At 64.2% G+C, this 14,110-nt stretch carries 16 protein-coding genes; 4 read left to right on the forward strand and 12 right to left on the reverse strand.

The annotated features are described in order from the left end of the window. The first annotated feature begins 7 nt into the window (after nt 1-7). Nucleotides 8-535: a 4'-phosphopantetheinyl transferase family protein gene (locus ACQ4W7_RS20960; protein ID WP_426074874.1), complete on the forward strand. Its 528-nt coding sequence runs from the start codon at nt 8-10 to the stop codon at nt 533-535. Nucleotides 536-739: 204 nt separating this feature from the next. Further along, entirely contained in the window at nt 740-1,648 is a 909-nt protein-coding gene (locus ACQ4W7_RS20965) for a LysR family transcriptional regulator (RefSeq protein WP_426074873.1), read from the forward strand. Here the strand turns inward: ACQ4W7_RS20965 and ACQ4W7_RS20970 are convergent. Beyond that, nucleotides 1,645-2,322, reverse strand: coding sequence for a phosphoribosylanthranilate isomerase (locus tag ACQ4W7_RS20970; RefSeq protein ID WP_426074872.1), 678 nt, complete (start codon nt 2,320-2,322; stop codon nt 1,645-1,647). The genes ACQ4W7_RS20965 and ACQ4W7_RS20970 overlap by 4 nt on opposite strands. A 127-nt stretch (nt 2,323-2,449) precedes the next feature. Between ACQ4W7_RS20970 and ACQ4W7_RS20975 the strand changes: the two genes are divergently transcribed. Continuing rightward, nucleotides 2,450-2,677 carry a hypothetical protein gene (locus ACQ4W7_RS20975; RefSeq protein ID WP_070218305.1) on the forward strand — a complete coding sequence of 76 codons (228 nt, stop codon included), beginning with the start codon at nt 2,450-2,452 and terminating at the stop codon, nt 2,675-2,677. An 81-nt stretch (nt 2,678-2,758) separates the two neighbouring features. Next, the gene (locus ACQ4W7_RS20980; protein WP_436532977.1) at nt 2,759-3,163 is read left to right on the forward strand and encodes a hypothetical protein; all 405 of its coding nucleotides are present in this window, start codon (nt 2,759-2,761) and stop codon (nt 3,161-3,163) included. On the opposite strand, the gene ACQ4W7_RS20985 is transcribed toward ACQ4W7_RS20980, so the two are convergent. From ACQ4W7_RS20985 to ACQ4W7_RS21035, 11 genes are all read right to left on the reverse strand, one after another. Next, on the reverse strand, nt 3,160-4,191 hold the full coding sequence (locus tag ACQ4W7_RS20985; protein ID WP_436532979.1) for an RNA methyltransferase: 1,032 nt from the start codon (nt 4,189-4,191) through the stop codon (nt 3,160-3,162). The genes ACQ4W7_RS20980 and ACQ4W7_RS20985 overlap by 4 nt on opposite strands. A 64-nt stretch (nt 4,192-4,255) precedes the next feature. Next, nucleotides 4,256-4,597: a zinc ribbon domain-containing protein YjdM gene (locus ACQ4W7_RS20990; protein ID WP_426074869.1), complete on the reverse strand. Its 342-nt coding sequence runs from the start codon at nt 4,595-4,597 to the stop codon at nt 4,256-4,258. A gap of 91 nt (nt 4,598-4,688) precedes the next feature. Continuing rightward, entirely contained in the window at nt 4,689-5,657 is a 969-nt protein-coding gene (dmeF, locus tag ACQ4W7_RS20995) for a CDF family Co(II)/Ni(II) efflux transporter DmeF (protein WP_426074868.1), read from the reverse strand. A gap of 18 nt (nt 5,658-5,675) precedes the next feature. After that, the gene (locus ACQ4W7_RS21000) at nt 5,676-5,951 is read right to left on the reverse strand and encodes a metal/formaldehyde-sensitive transcriptional repressor (protein ID WP_426074867.1); all 276 of its coding nucleotides are present in this window, start codon (nt 5,949-5,951) and stop codon (nt 5,676-5,678) included. A 132-nt stretch (nt 5,952-6,083) separates the two neighbouring features. Next, nucleotides 6,084-6,920 carry a TlpA family protein disulfide reductase gene (locus tag ACQ4W7_RS21005; RefSeq protein ID WP_436532982.1) on the reverse strand — a complete coding sequence of 279 codons (837 nt, stop codon included), beginning with the start codon at nt 6,918-6,920 and terminating at the stop codon, nt 6,084-6,086. Nucleotides 6,921-6,978: 58 nt separating this feature from the next. Beyond that, nucleotides 6,979-7,677, reverse strand: a complete 699-nt coding sequence (locus tag ACQ4W7_RS21010; protein WP_436533113.1) for a DUF2325 domain-containing protein — start codon at nt 7,675-7,677, stop codon at nt 6,979-6,981. Nucleotides 7,678-7,807: 130 nt separating this feature from the next. Continuing rightward, nucleotides 7,808-8,413 carry a hypothetical protein gene (locus ACQ4W7_RS21015; RefSeq protein WP_436532984.1) on the reverse strand — a complete coding sequence of 202 codons (606 nt, stop codon included), beginning with the start codon at nt 8,411-8,413 and terminating at the stop codon, nt 7,808-7,810. 189 nt (nt 8,414-8,602) lie between these two features. Further along, nucleotides 8,603-9,754 carry a tryptophan 7-halogenase gene (locus tag ACQ4W7_RS21020; RefSeq protein ID WP_436532986.1) on the reverse strand — a complete coding sequence of 384 codons (1,152 nt, stop codon included), beginning with the start codon at nt 9,752-9,754 and terminating at the stop codon, nt 8,603-8,605. Then, complete coding sequence (locus ACQ4W7_RS21025; protein ID WP_436532988.1) at nt 9,754-11,928, reverse strand: LodA/GoxA family CTQ-dependent oxidase; 2,175 nt, start codon at nt 11,926-11,928, stop codon at nt 9,754-9,756. The genes ACQ4W7_RS21020 and ACQ4W7_RS21025 overlap by 1 nt, the downstream gene beginning before the upstream one ends. A gap of 49 nt (nt 11,929-11,977) precedes the next feature. Continuing rightward, nucleotides 11,978-12,340 (reverse strand): hypothetical protein, encoded by a 363-nt coding sequence (locus ACQ4W7_RS21030; RefSeq protein WP_426074862.1) that lies wholly within the window; start codon nt 12,338-12,340, stop codon nt 11,978-11,980. Further along, nucleotides 12,337-14,043: a tyrosinase family protein gene (locus ACQ4W7_RS21035; RefSeq protein WP_436532990.1), complete on the reverse strand. Its 1,707-nt coding sequence runs from the start codon at nt 14,041-14,043 to the stop codon at nt 12,337-12,339. The genes ACQ4W7_RS21030 and ACQ4W7_RS21035 overlap by 4 nt, the downstream gene beginning before the upstream one ends. Between the last annotated feature and the right edge of the window lie 67 nt (nt 14,044-14,110).

A 14,110-nucleotide genomic window follows, 5' to 3' on the forward strand; every position in this document is an offset into this window, starting at 1 on the left:
GCATCTGATGACTCGTACGGTTTTCTGGTCGGGGGATGGCTTGCTGGTGATCGGTATTGTGCCGCCGCCGTCCCGCATGGAAGCGCGCGTGCGCCTGCGCCAGGCCGTGCGCGAGGCGGCGGCGCAATGGCTGAAGCTGGACATCAAGGCGATCTCGGTGGAATCAACGCCGGGCGCCCCTCCTCGTTTGCTGCTGGCAGGACGCGCGGCGGGCCTATCGTTCAGCCACGACGAGGGACTGTCGCTGGCCGCCATCGGCCTGCATGGCGCCGTCGGCATCGACGTGATGCGGGTGCAGGACATTCCCGACTGGTTCATTCTGGCGCGCGACTACTTGGGGCCGCAGGTGGTGCAGGAACTGGCCGCCTGCCCTGCCGCCCTGCGCCCGGCAGCGCTGGCACAGGCGTGGACGGCGCGCGAAGCGGCGCTCAAGTGCGCGGGCTTGCCGCTGGCGGAGTGGGACGGGGCAACGCCGGCTTGCCGCTTGCATGCCTTGACCTTGCCTGCGCCGCATGTGGCGACCCTGGCATATTAATCTTCCTTGCCTTTGCCGCTACGGCTACCGCCGATCTGGACGAAAATCAGTTTTACGATAATACTGACGAGTAATCCCAGCACCCCGATCAATTCCAGCATGGTCTTTCCTTTGCAGTGACAGCAGACCAGGCCACTGTAGCCTGAACACCGGGGCAAGGCTAATATCAAATCAGGCATTCACCGATCTCGAAAAGGCATACGATTGATTTCCATCAGACAGTTCCGCTACTTTGTCGAAGTCGTCGATGCAGGCAGCTACTCGCGCGCAGCGGAAAAATTGTACATCGCACAGTCAGCCCTGAGCCGTCAGATCAAGGAGCTGGAAACCGAAGTACAAGCCTTGCTGCTGACGCGCGACGCGCGCCATATCGAACTGACGCCGGCGGGACAGGTATTTTATGAGCGGGCCAGGCGCATCCTCGAAGACATCGACGAAACCGTGCGCCAGACGCGCCATGTAGGGCAAGGGGCGCAAGGCATCATCCGCTTGCTGCATTCGAGCTCCGTGACCCTCACGCCCGCCATCGGCGCCGTGTTGAACCGGCTGCTGGCGCAATTTCCCGGCGTTTCGCTGGACGTATCGAAAGGCTCGTCGGAAAACCAGGCGGCCGATATCGAGGAAGGCCGCGCCGACCTGGGCCTGGTGCGCCTGCCCACCTTGCGCAAGCACGCCAATATCATCGTGCGCGAACTGTTTGCGGAAAAACTGGTGGTAGCCGTGTCAGCGATGTCGCCGCTGGCCGCGCTGCAGCGCACGACGATTGCCGCCCTGCGCGACGAGGCCTTCGTCTCGATCCCGCACAAGGACCGGGGCGGCCTGAGTTATCTGGTGGCGGGCCTGTGCCTGGCGCAGGGCTTCTTTCCGAAGGCCGCGCGCGCCCTGTCGCGCAAGACCTCGCAGCTGAACCTGATCGAGGCCAACATGGGCATCGCCATCGTCCCCGACAGCATGCGCCTGGTGGCACCGCCCGGCGTGCGTTTTATCATGCTGCCGGACGAGGAGTCGCATTCCATCGTCGGCCTGATCTCGCCGCGCGCGGCCAGCGGCATGGTGGCGGCATTTACGGAAGCGTTCGTGCGCGAGATGAACGCGTTGGCAACGACGGATTAACCTTCCGCATACAGCGCCGCATCCACGTCGCGCACGGCCGCCATCAACAGGGCCAGCTTCATGACATCGAGCTTGCCATCGGTGCGCACGCGCGAGCACAGGTCGATGCCGTAGGGGCGCACCTGGCGCAGCGCATCGGCCACGTTGGTGTCGTCCAGGCCGCCGGCCAGGAAGACAGGACGCGAACTGGCGCGCACGAAGCGCGCGCTGACAGACCAATCGTGCGTGCGGCCCGTGCCGCCCAATTCCGGGACCAATGCGCCGGGACGTCCCGAATCGAGCAGGAAAGCATGCACATGGGGCGCATAGGCGGGAATCAGCGCCAAAGCCTCGGCCCCTGCCACGTGGATCACCTGTACGCGCCGCACATGCGGCAGCAAGCGCGCCAGCTGCGCCACCTCGCCGGGGTCGATATGCCCGACGATCTGCACGGTGGATGGTTGCGTGGCGCGCACGTGCTCGGCGATACGCTGCGCCGTCGTCTCGGCGGTCAGCAGGAACGTGGCCACGGGCGGCGGCGTCCAGGCGGCAATCTGCGCAATGCGCGCGTCGGGAATCGGGCCGGGCCCGGAAGGCATGGCGGCCACCAGGCCCAGCGCGTCGGCGCCGGCGGCAATCGCCAGTTGCGCTTCATCGATGGAAGCGATGCAGCAGATCTTGATGCGGGTTCTCATGGCCTTGCGTACTCAATCGGGATGATCAACATTACAACACAGGGCGCTACGCGCGCCAAGACACGCGGTCAAGGCCATGCACGATTGTGTGCCAGAATAGTGACATTGCCCACATCCAGAGGAATCCATGGCCGACTACAAAAACCCCAGCTACGTGGCCCGCTCGATGCACCCGCGTTTTGATGAACTGACCTCGCCCGGCGAAGCCGTGCCGTATTCGGGCATCTACCGCTGCGACGGCTGCGCGCACGAGATCGTGTCGACGGAAGGCCACGTCATGCCGCCGCAAAACCACCATCAGCACAGCAGCGAGCAAGGTGCTATCCGCTGGCGCCTGATCGTCAGCCCGCGCTGATTGACACGCGCCAGGTGGCGGACGATACTTGATTACTTGATTGATCCGGGATCGCCATTGGAACGTCACTGGAACACCAGCATGCGCATCGTCGATTTTGAAGTCCGCAAGGAGTGTCCGCCGCAGCTGTGCGACTGCGAGCGCGAGCGCTTGCTGCGCGATCCGCAAGCGGACGTTTCCATCCTGCGTCTGAACCTGACGGAAGAAAAGCGCCTGCTGGCGCACATCGAGGACATCGCCACGCATGCGCAGCTGCAAAAGCTGCAGCTGCTGCTGAAGAAAAACCTGGGCGTGGAATTGCAGATCGCGCCGGGCAGCGGCGAAGTGCGCACCGTGCGCGGCTTCCATATCCGCCTGCAAGAGCAGCCTGGCCTGTGCCGCAAGACGCGTGCCGCCATTCCGGCCGCCGTGCGGCGCTGCCTGGCCGCGCATCCCGAGATCGCGTTTGCGATACTGAATGAAAACGATTTGCTCGGTGGTGTTTAAGCGGCGCTGGCGCGGATGGGAATGACTTTCCCCTTTGCTGCGCGCGCGCGCAACTGCCCGCAGCCCCCCTCCACATCCTGCCCGGCCGAATCGCGCAATTTGGTCAGCACGCCGCGCGCGTGCAGGGCGGCGGCAATGGCGCGCGCCTTTTCCCAACTGGGGCGCTTGAACGGCAAGTCGTCGATGGTGTTATACGGGATCATGTTGAGCACGGCGTATTTACCCTGCAAGAGCGCCACGATGCCATCCATCTCGTCGTCGCCATCATTGACACCATCCATCAAGGTCCATTGATACTGTACCGGGTAGCCAGTCAGGCGCGCATACGCTTCGCCGAACTCCACCAGTTCGCGCGGCGACAGCTTTGGTGCGCGCGGCAGCAGTTGTTCGCGCAGCTCCGGCTTGGTGGTGTGCAGGGACAGCGCCAGCGCCGGTTTGACGCGCCCTTGCGGCAGGCGCTCGAACGCGCGCGGGTCGCCCACCGTGGAAAACACCAGGTTCTTGTGGCCGATATTGCCCTCGGTGCCCAGCAGTTCGATCGCTTCCATCACATTGTTCAGATTATGCGCCGGTTCGCCCATGCCCATGAAGACGACTTTTTTCACGGGACGCAGGGTGCGCGCCAGCACCACCTGCGCCACGATCTCGCCGCTGGTGACTTGCCGGATCAAGCCGTCGCGGCCCGTCATGCAGAACTGGCAGCCCACAGCGCACCCCACCTGGCTCGATACGCACAGGCCGTCGCGCGGCAGCAGCACGCTTTCCACCGTCTGGCCGTCATGCAGTCCCACCAGCAGGCGCGCGGAACCGTCCGCGCCAGGATGGCTACTGAGCAATTTCAGCATGCCCTGCAATTCGGCGTCCAGCGCAGGCAGGGCATCACGCACGGGCAGCGGCAGGAAATCCTCGGCGCGGCGCCGGCCCTGGTCGTGCGGCTGTGCCTGTATCCAGTCGCGCAGCACGCGTTGTTCGTGCAAAGGCTTGGCGCCCAAGGCGCGCAGGCGCTGGCGGAGATGGTCGATTTGCATGGATTCTGAATAAAAAAACGGCGCGCAGAAATGAAGCCAGCGCGCCGTGTTACGGGTAAAAGCGTTACACTTTCTTGACGAACTCCGTCTTCAAGCTCATGGAACCGAAGCCATCGATCTTGCAGTCGATATCGTGGTCGCTGTCGACCAGGCGGATATTCTTGACCTTGGTGCCCATCTTGACGACACCGCCACCGCCCTTCAATTTCAAGTCCTTGATGACGCTGACCGTGTCGCCATCCTGCAGGATGTTGCCGGCCGAGTCGCGGTATACCTTGGCGCCATCTTCCGCTGCTTCTGCAGCCGTGGCCGACCATTCATGCGCGCATTCAGGGCAGATCAACTGGCTGCCGTCTTCATACGTGAATTCGGATTTGCATTGCGGGCATGGTGGTAATGTGCTCATTTTCTTCTCTGTCTGGTGAACAGCGCGTGCTGTAAAAGCCGACAGTATACTGCCTACGCCTTGCATCAGCGGGCTTTTTTCGCCATTCTTGTCAAGGACGGTGAACAATTTCGATGGTGCTATGGACAATTTCCTCGTGAATGCCGATGCGCGCGCGCAGCTCGGCGGCTGTCAGCGAGGGGTCGCGGCTGACCACGGACAGGGCGCACGAATACAGCTGTTTGCCCACGCGCCACACATGCAGGTCGACGAGGCGCGGCGTGTCGCCAGCGCTTTCCACTTCCACTGCCTCGCGTATTTCCGCCACCACAGGGTGGTCCATCTCGCGGTCCAGCAAGACCTTGCCCGTCTCGTGCATCAGCTTTTTCGCCCACAGCGCCACCAGCACGGCGCCCGCGATACCCATCACCGGATCGAGCCAGCGCCAGCCGTACAGCCAGGCGCCGGCTAGCGCAACGATGGCCAGCACGGACGTTGCGGCGTCGGCCAGCACGTGGATGTACGCGGCCTTCAGGTTCAGGTCTTCGCCATGGCCATGGTGATCATGGTGATTGTGATGCGCGTGTCCATGCTGATGGTCGTGGTCGTGGTCGTGGTGCCCGCCGAGGATCAGCGCACATACCAGGTTCACCAACAGGCCGAAGGCCGCCACCGCCATGGCTTGCGGATAATGTATCGCTTGCGGCGAGAACAGCCGTTCGACGGAAGCGGCCACCATCAGCACGGCCACGCCCAGCAGCAGGATGGCGCTGGTGTAGCCGGCCAGCACCTCGATCTTCCACGTGCCGAAGGCAAAGCGGGGATCGCGCGCATAGCGGCGCGCCGCCGCGTACGCAAACGCGGCCAGGCCGATGGCCAGCGCGTGCGAACTCATATGCCAGCCATCGGCCAGCAGGGCCATGGAGTTGTACCACCAGCCGGCGACGATTTCCAGCAGCATGGTCGCCAGGGTGATCCACATGACGATGCGCGCGCGGCGTTCCGCCTTGTCGCTGGCCCCGCCAAAAACGTGTTCGTGCTGCCAGGCGGACAGGTCTTCTTCGATATGTTGCAGTTTCATGCTGGTCTCTCCGACGGATTATTTGAGGTAGGTGCGCAGGATGGCGGCGATGTCGTCGGCGCCCCTGGCCCGTTCATCGCCGGAGATAGTCGGGCTGGCCACGTGCTCGCGCAAGTGCTCCTCGATGACTTCGGCCATCAAGCCGTTGACGGCGCCGCGCACGGCGGCGATCAGTTGCAGCACCTCGCCGCACTCGCGGCCCTCTTCCAGGCCCCGCTCCAGGCCTTCTACCTGCCCGCGGATGCGCTTCACGCGATTGAGCAGCTTGGTCTTGTTGTGCGCCGTGTGTCCCATGATTTTATCTCGATAAATACTATAGGGGGGTATACTATCAGAAAGAACCGACCGGCGGCCAGCGATAAAAAAAAAGCCGCGCATCGGGAACGATGGCGGCTGCATCAACAGGATGTGCAAAGACATGCCACGTCAGGACGGCGGCGCGATCTTTTGCAGCTTGCTGGCCAGCGAAGCATCGGACAATTCGCCCAGGTGGGTATCGACCAGGCGCCCATGGGCATCATAAAACAGGGTGGTGGGCAGGGCCGAGGAACCTGCCGCCTTGCCCAGCGCCGCCTCGCTGTCGAGCACCACATTGCGCAGGGTTACGCCGCTCCTCTCCAGGAAAGCGCTGGCGGCCGCCGCATCCTCGCGCTGGTTCGCATACACGAAAACGATATCGGCGCGCGCCTGCTGCGCCGCCGCCAGCACGGGCATCTCGCGCCGGCATGGCGGGCACCAACTGGCCCACAGGTTGACCACCATGGGCTTGCCGCCGGCCAGCGCCGCCAGAGTCACCGGTGCGCCATCGATAGTTTGCAGTGCCACGACAGGCAAGGCCGTCGGCTTGTCGTACGCCAGCGATATCCCTGCACTCAACACACCCCAGGCCAGCGCGCCGGACGTCACGCTGATGGCCAGCGGCCGGCGCATGGCCGCCATGGCGGGACGCCGGCAGCGCCACGCAGCGATAGCCATTGCAGCAGCGATGCCGGCAGGCGCCATGAAGCCGCCATCACGGATATTCAGGATGGACCAGGGAGCCGCCAAGGGGGCGCTGAAATACTGTTCATGCCAGCGCAAGACAAACGCCAGGCGCGCCGCCAGCAGGCCGGCGATCAGCAGGTCGGAAGCCAGGGGGCCGGCGTCCGGCAGTTGGCGATAGCGCCGCAACCACCACGCCACGCCATAGGCGACGCACAGGGAGACGATCAGCAGGACGAGGCCCGTGGGCAGGGCCAGGGGACCGATTTGCAGGGACAGCATGGGCGCTTTCAGGAACGTCGAGAGACGGCCATTCTGCCCCATGCGGATTAAGCGGACGTTAAGAAGCGGCCAGCGCCGCCTTGCGCACGAAATGCATGGCTTGCGGCTGGTCCACCAGCACGCACTGCTTGCCCGTGCGCTTGCAATGGTCATGCACGCGCCAGTAAGCATCGTGGCTGACGCAGCCCGTCTGGCAAATCACCAGGTCGGCCGCCACCAGGCCCGCTTCCAGCGCCGCCGCATCGTCAGCGCCATCATCGCCGCCCGCGTGGTGCAGGAAGCGCCCGCCTGCCTGTTCGATGGCCAGCTGCGCCACGTTGGCGCCGACGGCCTGTTGGCCCGCATTCTGGTCCAGATAACTGCCCACATACAGCACGGCTTTTTCGCGCACGTCGGCCTGCAGGGCGGGCACGGGCACGACGGAAGGCGCGGACAGCCATTGCAGGCGCAGCAATTCGCGCATCAGATCCTGGACTCTTTCACCTAGCCACTCGACCTTGCGGGCCAGCCGGGCACGCGTCGGCAAGCCCGGCACGCTGGCCGCCAGTTCGGCCAGCTCATCGCGCGCCAGCGCCAGCTTTGTATCGCGGATCACGACTTGCGCCCGCGCGCACATCAATTCCGATTCCAGCTGCGCGATGCGGGCCGCCTGTGCAGCCAGTTGCGCACTGCAACGGGCCTGCGCCCGCCCATACTCGCCCATCAGCACGCGATGCTCATGCGCAATCGCGTCCTCGTTGCCATACACACTGCCCATCATGCCCTCCTTCACCGCCCATGGCGCCGTGGCGCCAGCCCATCGCTACGCCATAGCTCGACATTATAAATGAGAATCATTACTATTTGTGTATGCGCGTGCGCGCGAGGGGCATGCGAGCGCCGTCGCATCATGCGGCAGGCGGGCAGGACAGCATGCGCTTCCAGACGTCATCCTGCACTTGCCGCACCTGCCGCAAGCCGTCGGGGCCGCGATAGATGTCCAGGGTGTTCGGCCATGCCATGTCGATGAACAACAGCCGTGCCGGATCGATCAACAGGGACTGGCCCACATAATTGCCCTTGATCTCTCCCTTGTTGACGGTCAGCAGGCGCGCGCCGCCCTCAAGCGTCCTCTCTTCCAGCGCCACGCCGCTGCGCTCAGCCACATCGCGCAGCCAGCGTTCGCGCCAGCGCGCCTGCTCCTCGAACTGCCCCTTGGGTGGCCGGTCCAGCTTGACGACGGCCGCCACGGGACCGCCAATGCCCGCCTGCAGCGAAAAGCCCATGCGTTCCTGCAATTCGACCGTGTAGGCCTCGCCCTTGACGTCGATCTGGTAGCGCCCCGTCCCGTCCTGCACCAGCAGATCGGCCTGGTGATAGGCAAGCCGGACGCAATTGGCGTACTGATAGACAAGCACATCAAGGAACGGCGGTGCGGCCGGGGTGGACGCCGCCATGGCGGGCGACAGGCTGGCGCACAGGGCCACAGCGGCCGCGCATTTCATCGTACTCATGCTTGCTCCGGTTCACGTGGAAAGACGATGACGGCCGGAAAGCACCTGCGGCACGCAATCAAAGCGCTCATATTAGCTATTTTGTATATTTCTTTCCGGCACATGATTCAATTGAATCGCGCTTGTTGGGCTTGAAGACTGGAATGCGGTCGCTCAAGGTGCAAACGCGCGCGCAGTAGACTGCCTGCCTCAGGAAGCCGCAGCCTGCGCACCGGCGTGCAACTGGCGCCAGAACGGCGCAGCAGGCCAGCGCTGCTCCCATGCATAGTATTGCCGGCGCTGCGCCAGGTACTGCGCATGGCGCAGCGCCACCGATTGCGCCACCGCGCCCAGGGTGGCGTGGCCGGCGATGGCGCCAGCGGCCGCCATGCCATTGGCGAGCGCCTTGACGATGCCTTGGGAGGTGACGGGATCGAAGGCCGAGGCGGCGTCGCCGATGGCCAGCCAGCCATCGCCATGCAGCCGGTCGAGGCAGTAGGACGGCGCGGGGAAACTCTGCACGCCGCCTGCCAGCGGCACTGCGCCGCGGGCCAGCGCAGCCGTGTTGGGCGCGGCCGCCAGCCATGCCAGCCAGTGTCCGGACTGCTGTAAGCGCCGCGCCTTGACAGTGGCCGCGTCACTGTAAAACGCCAGCAGCAAGGTGGCGTCGGGCAGATGGGCGCCATACCACCAGCCATGTTCGACCGCTTCCAGGTGCGTGAGGCCGGAACGGGCACCAACCGGCGCGGCGAAGCGCATGGCCAGGCATACCAGCGGCAGCGTTTCGACCTTGCGGCTGCCGCGCTGGCGCGCGAAGACGGCACGCGTGCCGCTGGCATCGACCACCAGGTCGGCATGAATAGTGGCCTGCTGCGGGTGCGCCGGATCGCCCAGCATCAATTCCAGGGCAAAGCCGCCGCCTGGTGCCGGGGCCGACGCAACCAGGCTGGCGCGCGTCAGCACCTCCGTCCCGCGCAAGCGCGCCTGCCGGGCCAGGAAACGGTTGAAGCGGGAACGCTCCAGATGCCAGCCGTGGCCCAGCGGATGCATCAGCGCATCGTTGTAGCCGCGCTTGTCGCTGCCCCACCAGGAACAGCTGCCATGGCAAGGCGCGTGCGCCTCGGCGAAAAACTCCTGCGCAATGCCCAGCACCTGGAACAGGCGGTTGGCTTCGGGCGGAATGCTCTCGCCGATGCAAAATTGCGCGTAATCGCCCGCCTCGATGACGAGCACGTCGTGCACGCCATGCAGGGCCAGCGCCAGCGCGCAAGCGCAGCCGGCCGGGCCGCCGCCGATGATGGCGACCCGGTAGCGTTGCTGCGATGGCGATGGTGCGCCGGGACGGTCTGCAAGCGCCGGCATCAGAGTTTCGGTTTCGGCTGCGGCTTCGGCCGGTACACCTTGTCAATGGCCGTGTTGCGCCAATACTCGACCAGATTGCTTTCATCGCTGTCGAACAGGCTCTCGACTTCCAGGTAGTAGTCGCGGCAGATATTCTGCTTGCCCTGCGCCTGCGGGATGGCCGTGCTTTGCACCACCACCCCGATGCGCGGCCAGTTCAGCAAGAACTGCGCTCGGTCCTGATAGCGCCCTACATGCATGGCCGGCCGGTCGATTTCCGCGTCGGCGGGCGTGGTCGATGGCACGTCATCGGCCCGCGTGCCCTTGCCCCGCACGGAAAAACGCGGCGTCGGCAAATCCGTGCCGCTGGCAACGACGTCATCGTAGGTGTAGACGGCCACAGGCCGCTGCGCCGGCCAGGACGAGTACAGCAGCGTATTGATGCCATTGCCAGGGGTCGCCGTCGCCGCATCGATCGCTTCCTGATTATTCAGCAACTGGCGCCCGGGCGGCGTTTCCGGCAAATGGGTGGCGCACGAGTTGTAATCCGTATGCCACGGCAGGGCCATGAACTTGGACAGGTCGCCAGGCTGCACCGCCTCGCCGCGCAGCGGCGTGTATCCGCCCGTCAGAAAAGGTTTGTCCTTGACGGCCTTGCGGTAATCGAGGCGCTCCCCGTTGATGCGGAACGGTCCGCCGCTGTCGTGGCGCCACCATGCCTGCCTATACAGTCCGGGGTCGCGCACGATAAAACTCATTTCGATGCCGGGACTGTAACGGCCGCCCAGGCAGTTGAACAGGACCGTGCGGTCCAGCGCCTCGCCGGCACCCAGCACGGCATCGCTGCCGGCCGGCGCATAGTGCTCGTGCGCCCACTGCTTCATGAAAAAGTACTGCGCCCGCGTCAGCGTCAGCAGGCCGCTGCCCGCGTCGCCCAGCGACAAGGGCATTTGCGGCGTCGCCGTCGCCAGCTCCGGCTGGTCCGGATCGCGGATGAAGTTCATGATGCGGTAGCCCTTCAAGCCGTCGGCCGCCATCTTGCCCAGCCGGTCATGCTCCTTGATCGCGCGCGGCGGCAGGCTGGTGGTCCACTTTTGTAGCGAGACGGCGCGCAGGATCGGCTGCACATCGGTACTGAAATCGCAGCGGTAGGCGGCCTGATAACTGCCGTCCGCATAAATGGCGGGACGCAGCGCCATCTTTTCCAGCCAGGTGCAATACAGGTCGTCCCACAGCGACACCACGCTGGCCGTTTGCGGCGCATACGACGGGTCGCTGGAGATCACCCAGGCGCTACCCTCGACGGCACGGCTGCTACCGTCGGCGAAGACCAGGCTGGCCGTGACGGGACCATCGGCCACGTCATCGAACCAGTGATCGTTGTTGACATTGTCGCCCAGGCTGGCACTGGCGGAATAATTGCCTTGCGCGTCAAAGCCGCACGCCTTGCCATAGCCGCCCAGTACCAGCAGGCGGCCATTGTTTTCCGTCGTGATGGCACCCAGCGAGGCTATGATGCCGCCCGTGATGGCGCCAGGTCCATGACCATCCGCGCCTGGCGGCCCGCTGCGGGGAAACGACACGGGATAGGCGGGCAAGGCGCATACGGCGCCGCTGTCGGCATTCACGCAGGAAGGTTCGGTGGCGGCGTCAAACTGCAGCACCGCCTGGCGCGATGCCAGTAGCGTGCGCGGCCCCGCGTCGATGACCAGCAGTGTACGGCGCTGCAGCTCGTCGCCGATGAAGTTCTTGTTGCGCATGTCCGGCGCGCGGCCATGCTCAAAGGGGGCGACGCCATCGCCACCCAGCCAGCTATTCGCCTTCTTGTTGGCCAGGTGCACGGTCCACACGATGTCCTGGACGCGCTTGCCATCGACCATGCTGCCGATGACCACTTCGACCGGCGTGCCCTGCTTGCCGAGCGGGTACGTTTCAGTGCCCGCCGCGTCATCGAACGCATATTGAAAAATCCGGAAACGCGCCGCCTGCCGCTTGAGTTTCCCGCTGCCGTCGCGCAGTTCGGTGCTGAGGATCGTGGTGTCTTCCGTGCCCGGCCGGATCGGCAAGCCCCCCGTGCAGGTCTTGCCCTGCAACTCCATGCCCGCCATGCTTTCCGGACCGAGATAATATTCTTCGCTGTTGCCGACACGGGCGATGCCGATGGCCGGATGGATTCTTAACGCGGTGTATGCCATGCTGAACTCCTGGTAATCGAAGATGTCTGTGCCGCCAGGCACGCGAAACTTACGGCTGCATGCCGTCCCGCACCCACTGGTCGAACATGTCGATGCCTTCTTGCGGCATCGGCCCGTCAGGCGGCATGGGATGGGGCGCAGACTGGACATACTCGCCCTCTTTGCCGCCCCGTTGCGGCAGGCGGTGCGCGGCGCTCACCAGCCACGTCCCGCTCGCCGTGTCATAGTCGTAGCCATGCAGGGCCACCTGAATCTGGTAGTAGAAATCCTTCACGCTCTCATACTCGTTCAGGCGCAGCAGGCGCACGCCCGAGGACGAAGGGTTGTTCAGCTTGACCTTGTTCATATCCGCGACATATTTGGAAAACACGCCTTGTACATCGCGTTTGAAGCTTTTTGGCGCGCTCATCATTTCACTCCTTCATAGCTGGGCTGGGGAGGCGAGCGTCGATCGACGATGGCGACCGACGGTTTGGAGAAATCGTCTTGCCGGATCAGGCCGCGCCCCTTGTCATTGGTGGTAATGGCCGTCGTGATGCGCCATGTCTGGCCGCGCTTCCTGGGCACCAGGCTGTCGACGATGCTGGTGATATCGACGTCGATGGCGTAAGCCTTGTGCGCATGCGTGCCGGACAGCGCCCAGTGGCTGGTACTGGTGATCAGGTAACGGTCGCGGAACTGCTTGTCGCCGAGCCGCACGGCCACGTTCGCAGGGTGCAGATACACATCGGCCTGGAAACTGTAGTCTTCCATGGCATGGGCGCGATCCAGGTGCAAGTTGGCGCGCTTGTCTTTGGCGAGCGGCGCCCTGGCGACGGTATAGCTGCCGTTCAGGACGACGTCGGGCCGGGCGACCGTGCCATCGCTGGCCTCATCGCTCAACAGGGCGGCGAACAGGCTTTTCTGGTTATCGCCAAAGGCGAAACCGGCTTGCTGACGCTGATCGATCAGTGCTTGCAAGTCCTTTTTCCGCACGAACTCGCCGCCATAGGTGGGCTGGAAGCCATACCCCTGCTTGATGGCGTCGAAGTAAATCCCGGCCTGCCCCATGTTCGCCGTATAGCTGCCCGAATCGGTCCGCTGCGGATCGCCATCGCCCGCATTCCAGCCGACGGGCCTGGCAAGGCCGGCATCCTGTTCGCTGCGCAGGAAGGTGTTGCGGCCGCTGCCCCGGATGCCGCTGTCGCCATGCTCATCCAGCCATTTTTCAAAACTGTAATCGAGAAAATTATGGAAGGCGTAAAACAGCGGGTCCAGGCCTGCCGTGATGTTGTCCCCCATATTGCCGCCCATGTAAAAGGCGTGCATGTGATTGTGGATGCGCGTTTCCAGGTTGCCACCGCCGCCGCTGCCATACTCGTCGCCGCCGAAATTGTTCCAGTCCATGTAGTAGATCTGGTAGCCCAGCAAGTTCGGCGAGGCGGTGGCCATGGAACTGTCGAGGCTACCCTTGATGCGGGTCGAGTCATACAACGGCGAATCGACGTCCTCGAAGGCTTTCGGATAGCGCACGCCGCTGGGCTTGCGAGTGAAGTTCCAGTACGGCAGCGCGACATTGCGCGTGCTCGGTCCCCGCTCGCCATTCGGATCGGCGGCCTGCAAGGCTTGCTCATAGAAATACAGCTGCGCCCGGTGCCATTGCAGGAAGGTATTTTTCTGGTGTTCGCACTCGCCCGGGAATTCCAGATGGGCATTGTCCTGCGTCGGCGGCTTGTCGAGGAAATAGGCAACATCGCAGCTATTGCGCGACGGGTCGCTCAGCAGCCACTTCAAGCCCTCGCCAGGCAGGGATGCCTGGCGGTCGTTGAACACATCGACGGACGGACAGTTGTGCACCCAGGCTTGCCACAGGAAGCCGCGCCGGTCGTACACGTTTTCCTGGCTCTTGCGTTTCATCTCGCTCACCGCATGCTTGAAAGCGTCAAGCTCGGCCGGAGTCAAGTCATCGATATTCTTGCGGTAACGCACGACGCGCGCGCCGCCCTGCTCCGCCTGGGCCAACAACGCGGGACTGCAACGGGCGACAGCCAGCGCGCCCGTGTCGGCGCCGGCCTGGGCGCCGGTGCACGCCAGGCCAGCCAGCAGGGAAAAGGTCAAGGTTTTCATGCGTAACATGGGCAGATGCTCCAGAGACAGGTTGGAAGGGGCGCAAGCGCGGCAAGCGCGCTTGCGCCAGGAACGC

It is taken from the genome of Janthinobacterium algoris (assembly GCF_051380935.1).
Classification (GTDB): domain Bacteria; phylum Pseudomonadota; class Gammaproteobacteria; order Burkholderiales; family Burkholderiaceae_D; genus Janthinobacterium.

Bases quoted from the DNA above. Each gene is read 5' to 3' on its own strand.
- ACQ4W7_RS21010 (WP_436533113.1), bottom strand. From the start codon at position 7,677: ATGGGCAGTGTGTATGGCAACGAGGACGCGATTGCGCATGAGCATCGC.
- ACQ4W7_RS21025 (WP_436532988.1), bottom strand. From the start codon at position 11,928: ATGGCATACACCGCGTTAAGAATCCATCCGGCCATCGGCATCGCCCGT.
- ACQ4W7_RS20985 (WP_436532979.1), bottom strand. From the start codon at position 4,191: ATGCAAATCGACCATCTCCGCCAGCGCCTGCGCGCCTTGGGCGCCAAG.
- ACQ4W7_RS21015 (WP_436532984.1), bottom strand. From the start codon at position 8,413: ATGAGTACGATGAAATGCGCGGCCGCTGTGGCCCTGTGCGCCAGCCTG.
- ACQ4W7_RS21005 (WP_436532982.1), bottom strand. From the start codon at position 6,920: ATGCTGTCCCTGCAAATCGGTCCCCTGGCCCTGCCCACGGGCCTCGTC.
- ACQ4W7_RS20975 (WP_070218305.1), top strand. From the start codon at position 2,450: ATGGCCGACTACAAAAACCCCAGCTACGTGGCCCGCTCGATGCACCCG.
- ACQ4W7_RS20970 (WP_426074872.1), bottom strand. From the start codon at position 2,322: ATGAGAACCCGCATCAAGATCTGCTGCATCGCTTCCATCGATGAAGCG.
- dmeF (WP_426074868.1), bottom strand. From the start codon at position 5,657: ATGAAACTGCAACATATCGAAGAAGACCTGTCCGCCTGGCAGCACGAA.
- ACQ4W7_RS20990 (WP_426074869.1), bottom strand. From the start codon at position 4,597: ATGAGCACATTACCACCATGCCCGCAATGCAAATCCGAATTCACGTAT.
- ACQ4W7_RS20960 (WP_426074874.1), top strand. From the start codon at position 8: ATGACTCGTACGGTTTTCTGGTCGGGGGATGGCTTGCTGGTGATCGGT.
- ACQ4W7_RS21000 (WP_426074867.1), bottom strand. From the start codon at position 5,951: ATGGGACACACGGCGCACAACAAGACCAAGCTGCTCAATCGCGTGAAG.
- ACQ4W7_RS21035 (WP_436532990.1), bottom strand. From the start codon at position 14,043: ATGTTACGCATGAAAACCTTGACCTTTTCCCTGCTGGCTGGCCTGGCG.
- ACQ4W7_RS21020 (WP_436532986.1), bottom strand. From the start codon at position 9,754: ATGCCGGCGCTTGCAGACCGTCCCGGCGCACCATCGCCATCGCAGCAA.
- ACQ4W7_RS21030 (WP_426074862.1), bottom strand. From the start codon at position 12,340: ATGATGAGCGCGCCAAAAAGCTTCAAACGCGATGTACAAGGCGTGTTT.
- ACQ4W7_RS20980 (WP_436532977.1), top strand. From the start codon at position 2,759: ATGCGCATCGTCGATTTTGAAGTCCGCAAGGAGTGTCCGCCGCAGCTG.